The organism is Peribacillus sp. CSMR9, from assembly GCF_033141925.1.
Classification (GTDB): domain Bacteria; phylum Bacillota; class Bacilli; order Bacillales; family DSM-1321; genus Peribacillus; species Peribacillus simplex_A.
The window spans coordinates 366509-372508 of the sequence record NZ_JAOPHO010000001.1; the positions used below are offsets into that span (position 1 = coordinate 366509).

Consider the following 6000-nt stretch of genomic DNA (forward strand, 5'->3'; position numbering starts at 1 on the left):
ATTTCGAGATTGAATCCATGTTCTATGAAAATTTGAGAGGGGGATTTCCCCTTTTTATATTCCTTAATAGCTTTTGTTTTAAATTCAGGATTATAGGAAAATAGAACACTCTGAAGCACTTATGATTTTTGGGTTCTTTTCAAGTTCTTTAATCTGTAAATCAGTATATGTATTCTTACTCGTTGACCCCCTCCGTCCATACTCATTACTCCTATTGGAACATAAATAAACCGGAAAAGGGACGCTTTTTTATGTGTCAGCTATCAGGGCCATAGTTCAATTTAGAAGGGCTTTTTTAATACTTGGAAATCCTTATACAGCGCCCATTCGTGACACATATCCCAAAAGATGCGCATAAAATAACCTAGGTTTAAAACATTACTGCAGTTTTCAAACAATTAAAATTCTACGCACACTAGACTTTTACCACGCATAGGATGAATGGAAACTGTATGAGGAGGGTTCGCTAGCATGTCACAATATAGAGAGATAATTACTAAAGCGGTGGTGGCAAAGGGACGTAAATTCACAAAGTCCTCTCACACCATTTGCCCGGCTCATCATCCTTCTAGCATTCTAGGTTGTTGGATCATCAACCATAAATACGATGCAAAGAAAGTCGGCAAAAAGGTAGAAATTCACGGCAGCTACGAAATCAACGTCTGGTATTCTTATAACCATAATTCAAAGACGGAAGTTGTAACTGAAAAAGTGCAATATACCGACGTGATTTCGCTGAAATACCGTGATCCCGATTGTCAAGATGACCATGAAATCGTTGCAAAAGCTGTCCAACAGCCGAATTGTTTAGAAGCTTGCATCTCCCCATGTGGACAAAAAATAATTGTCCATGTGGAAAGGGAATTCTTTGTGGAAGTCGTCGGCGAAACGAAAATTTGTGTCGCTGTTAATCCAGATGGCCGCTGTGAGGATGACTGGGGCTCTGATTTCGATGATGAGGAATTTGAAGATTTAGATCCGGATTTCCTTGATGAATTCGAAGACGAATAGAATATAGAAAGTAACTACCGGATGACATTCCCTTCATCCGGTTTTATTTATTTTGAAGCGGGGCAAGTCCTTTATCAAAAAAATAAGATTGAAATGATACTATATCCGTGTACATATTTTTGCAGATACTTAACTAGCATTCAACAGTTTAATCCCACAGGATAATTGATTTACATTCAATTTCGAATACAGGCAATGTTGCTTACCCGTATGTTATAATGAAGGACATAAATGGGTAATAGATTTTAGTTTGGAAAGGTTTTGAAAGAATGGCTGGATATACTCCGATGATACAGCAATATTTAAAAATTAAGGCAGAGTATCAAGATGCCTTTTTATTTTTTCGTTTAGGCGATTTTTATGAAATGTTTTTTGACGATGCACTGAATGCATCACAGGAGCTCGAAATCACATTAACGAGCCGAGAAGGTGGTAGTGAAGATCGAATTCCGATGTGCGGGATTCCTTATCACTCGGCTCCTAATTATATTGATATATTGATAGAAAAAGGGTTTAAAGTAGCTATTTGTGAACAGACTGAGGATCCCAAACAAGCCAAAGGTGTGGTACGCAGGGAAGTTGTCCAGCTGATTACTCCGGGAACGAAAATGGACAGTAAGGGCCTTAGAGAAAAGGAAAATAATTATATTGCCACCATCACTTATTTTACGGATGGTCAGTTTGGCTTTGGATACAATGATTTATCGACAGGGGAAAATAAGGTCACTTTGATTGAGAGTTTTGAAGAAGTTCTGAATGAATTTGCCATCCTTGGTGCTAGCGAAGTGGTCATCGCTGAAGATTTCAATGAAGAATGGAAAAAAAAGCTGCAAGAACGGGGAGCTGCCGCTCTGTCCCTAGAGAATAATTTGGTTCAAAGCGAGTCATTCGCTGCATTGCTTCAACTGTTAAAAGACCAGAAACTGGCGACAACGACCTCACGTTTATTGAATTATCTATACCGTACCCAAAAACGCAGCCTGGATCATTTACAGCCAGTGCTTGCATATGAAACGTCACAATATATGAAAATTGATTATTATAGCAAACGCAATTTGGAGTTGACTGAAACCATTCGTTCCAAAGGTAAAAAAGGCTCATTATTATGGCTGCTTGATGAAACGAAAACAGCTATGGGCGGAAGGATGCTGAAGCAATGGATTGATAGACCGCTCATTAATAAAAACCAGATCGAGCGGAGGCAAAACCTTGTTGAAACCCTGAAAAATCAATACTTCGAACGGCAAGACTTACGTGAACGCCTGAAGGAAGTGTATGACTTGGAGAGGCTGGCCGGAAGGGTCGCCTTCGGGAATGTAAACGCTAGGGACTTGATTCAATTGAAGCGTTCATTGCAACAGGTGCCAATCATTCGTGAAATCGTGAAGTCAATGGCTTCCGATCATGATATTTCAATTCTTGCCGAAAAATTGGATCCTTGTGAAGAAGTGACGGATTTGCTTGAAACAGCGCTTGTTGAAAACCCGCCATTGTCCGTCAAGGAAGGGAATATCATTCAGGACGGTTTCCATAAGGAGCTGGATATATACAGGGATGCCAGCAGGAACGGGAAAACGTGGATTGCTCAGCTGGAACGTGAAGAGCGGGAACGTACAGGAATCAGATCATTGAAAATCGGTTATAATCGTGTTTTTGGCTATTATATTGAAGTCACACGAGCCAATTTGCACCTGCTTGAAGAAGGGCGCTATGAAAGGAAGCAAACTTTAACGAATGCCGAACGTTATATCACACCTGAATTAAAAGAAAAGGAAGCTTTGATTTTACAAGCAGAGGAAAAAAGCATCAGTTTGGAATATGACCTATTCCTCAATCTTCGTGAAGAGGTCAAAAGCTATATCCCGCGCTTACAGGATTTGGCGAAAGGCGTCAGTGAATTGGATGTCCTGCAGTGCTTTGCGACGATTAGCGAAGAACGCCATTATGTGAAGCCTGTCTTTTCTGATGATCGAAGAATCGTCCTGAAGGAAGGCCGGCATCCAGTAGTGGAGAAAGTCCTTCAATCACAGGAGTATGTCCCAAATGACTGCTTTATGGATGGAGAACGGGAGCTACTCTTGATCACAGGGCCCAATATGTCGGGTAAAAGCACGTATATGCGCCAGCTTGCACTAACATCGATTCTAGCGCAGATTGGATGCTTCGTTTCCGCAAGTATAGCTGAATTGCCTATTTTTGATAAGGTATTTACTAGGATTGGCGCTGCTGATGATTTGATTTCCGGTCAAAGTACATTCATGGTCGAGATGCTTGAGGCAAGAAATGCCATTATGAATGCGACTGAAAACAGTTTGATATTATTTGATGAGATCGGGCGGGGAACATCAACTTACGATGGGATGGCACTTGCCCAGGCCATCATTGAATATATTCATGAAGAAATTGGGGCAAAGACCCTCTTTTCGACTCATTATCATGAATTGACGGTATTGGCATCGGAACTGCCTAAATTGAAAAATATCCATGTAAGTGCTATTGAGCAAAATGGAAATGTCGTTTTCCTTCATAAAATTAAAGAAGGGCCAGCAGATAAAAGTTATGGAATTCACGTGGCAAAGCTTGCTGATTTACCGAAGCAGTTAATTGATCGGGCCGCTGCTATTTTAGCGAAGTTAGAGAATGAAAATGGACAAGAAAAGGGGATGCATGAGCAGCCTGCTGCTGTTGTAAAAGCACCTATCGCCGAAGCAGCTCCTGTAACATCAGTCAATGAAGCACAGCTTTCCTTCTTTGGGGAAGAGGCTCCTAAGGGAAGAGTGAATTCTTCACCTAAGGAAAATAAGGTGCTGGACGACATAAAATCACTGGATATCCTTGAAATGACGCCGCTTGAGGCGATGAATATTCTTTATAAATTACAAAAGAAACTAAAATGAGAACAAAAGCGAGGCGATAAAAATGGGGAAAATCATACAGCTTGACGAGGCTTTATCTAATAAAATCGCAGCTGGCGAAGTTGTAGAACGCCCTGCCTCAGTCGTTAAGGAACTTGTGGAAAACGCAATAGATGCAAACAGTACCATTATAGAGATTGAATTGGTGGAAGCTGGACTTGGTTCCATTAGGATCGTGGACAATGGCGATGGGATTTTGGCTGATGACATTGAGGCAGCATTTAAACGTCATGCCACAAGTAAAATAAAAGATGAAAATGACCTCTTCCGAATTCGAACACTGGGCTTCCGGGGAGAAGCGATGCCCAGTATTGCTTCAGTTTCCCGTTTCGAATTGAAAAGCAGCACTGGCGAAGGTGTAGGAACGCGCATACTTCTTGAAGGCGGCATGGTTAAAGAACTCGAGGCTTCATCCAGCCGTAAGGGAACGGATATCCTGGTTTCCGACTTGTTTTACAATACTCCTGCAAGGTTGAAATATATGAAAACCATTCATACCGAGCTAGGAAATATTACGGATGTCGCTAACAGGCTCGCACTTTCGCACCCGGATGTTTCTATACGGTTATCCCACAATGAGAAGCGTATCCTGCATACGAATGGTAACGGTGATGTCAGGCAGGTGCTAGCAGCAATCTATGGGACGAATATCGCCAAAAAGATGATTCCGATTCAGGCAAGCTCTTTGGACTTCAAATTATCCGGATATATAGTTATGCCGGAGGTCACCCGGGCTTCAAGGAATTATATATCAACCATGATAAACGGCCGCTTCATAAAAAACTATGCACTCGTGAAAGCGATCTTGGATGGGTACCATACACTTCTCCCAATTGGCCGTTTTCCAATTGCTTTGTTGAATATTGAAATGGATCCGATTCTTGTCGATGTCAATGTCCATCCATCCAAAATGGAGGTAAGGCTCAGTAAGGAACAGGAGCTTTACAGTCTTGTATCAGAAACGATTAAATCTGCGTTTAAAAAGCTATCTCTCATTCCTAGTGGATATACACCTGCACCAAAGCCGGAACAGGTGAAAAGTGAGCAAACTACTCTGGATTTGGACCATGTCGTGGAAAAGGGGAAGCGTATCCTTGAAGAAGCCAAGAAAGAAGCTTCACTCTTGAAGGATACCTTAATCCGGGAAAAGCAGGGACAAAAGAATTATGAGGATCATGTTGAAGAATTCAATCTCGAACCGATAAAGGAATTAATCTACAGCAATGAACAGCAGCAAATGGGAGATGCCTATATACCGGTCTTACCAGAAGATGAAAGAAAACCATATTTCGAATCGGCTGAAAAATATACAACCTACACTGTCGAGCAAGAGGAAGAAATCGAGGAGGATGAGTCGGAGAGTCGAATCCCTCCCATGTACCCAATTGGGCAAATGCATGGAACATATATTTTTGCCCAAAACGAAAAAGGTTTGTATATCATAGACCAACATGCTGCCCAGGAACGGATCAAATACGAATATTTTAAAGAAAAAGTCGGACGAGTCGAAAACGAGCTACAGGATATGCTCGTACCCATCACGCTTGAATTTTCGACTGACCAATGTATCCGGATAAATGAATATCGACATGAGTTGGAACGAGTCGGCGTCTTTTTAGAGGAGTTTGGCTATAACGCCTATATTGTCAGATCGCATCCTCAATGGTTCCCTAAAGGAATTGAACAGGAAATACTGGAAGAAATGATCGAACAATTGTTATCGATGAAAAAGGTAGACATCAAAAAACTGCGCGAGGAAGCAGCAATCATGATGAGCTGTAAAGCCTCCATTAAGGCAAACCGTCATCTGCGCAATGATGAAATTCAAGCACTTTTGGATGAACTAAGACGGACAACCGATCCCTTCACATGCCCTCATGGAAGACCTATCATCATCTCTTATTCCATTTATGAAATGGAGAAAATGTTCAAGAGGATCATGTAATAATAAACACTGGAGAACCCTTATTTACAAGGACTCTCCAGTGTTATTTTTATTAAAGGCTCTTTTCGTAAAGATTGTTGTTTTTAAAACGAAACTATTTAAGGTTGATTGGAGCGGAAGTGCGAGACT

General features: G+C 41.3%; 3 protein-coding genes. All 3 read left to right on the plus strand.

Annotation, left to right across the window (positions count from 1 at the left end):
- Window positions 1–471: 471 nt before the first annotated feature.
- The 3 genes from N9I19_RS01825 (at window position 472) to mutL (ending at window position 5871) form a co-directional block, all read left to right on the plus strand.
- A complete protein-coding gene (locus N9I19_RS01825) occupies window positions 472–1011 on the plus strand; it encodes an outer spore coat protein CotE (RefSeq protein ID WP_089364422.1) in 540 nt (179 codons plus the stop codon).
- A gap of 269 nt (window positions 1012–1280) precedes the next feature.
- Window positions 1281–3908 carry a DNA mismatch repair protein MutS gene (gene mutS / locus N9I19_RS01830; RefSeq protein WP_317776837.1) on the plus strand — a complete coding sequence of 876 codons (2628 nt, stop codon included), beginning with the start codon at window positions 1281–1283 and terminating at the stop codon, window positions 3906–3908.
- 22 nt (window positions 3909–3930) lie between these two features.
- Window positions 3931–5871, plus strand: coding sequence for a DNA mismatch repair endonuclease MutL (gene mutL, locus N9I19_RS01835; RefSeq protein ID WP_317776838.1), 1941 nt, complete (start codon window positions 3931–3933; stop codon window positions 5869–5871).
- Window positions 5872–6000: the final 129 nt, after the last annotated feature.

Bases quoted from the DNA above. Each gene is read 5' to 3' on its own strand.
- mutL (WP_317776838.1), top strand. From the start codon at position 3,931: ATGGGGAAAATCATACAGCTTGACGAGGCTTTATCTAATAAAATCGCA.
- mutS (WP_317776837.1), top strand. From the start codon at position 1,281: ATGGCTGGATATACTCCGATGATACAGCAATATTTAAAAATTAAGGCA.
- N9I19_RS01825 (WP_089364422.1), top strand. From the start codon at position 472: ATGTCACAATATAGAGAGATAATTACTAAAGCGGTGGTGGCAAAGGGA.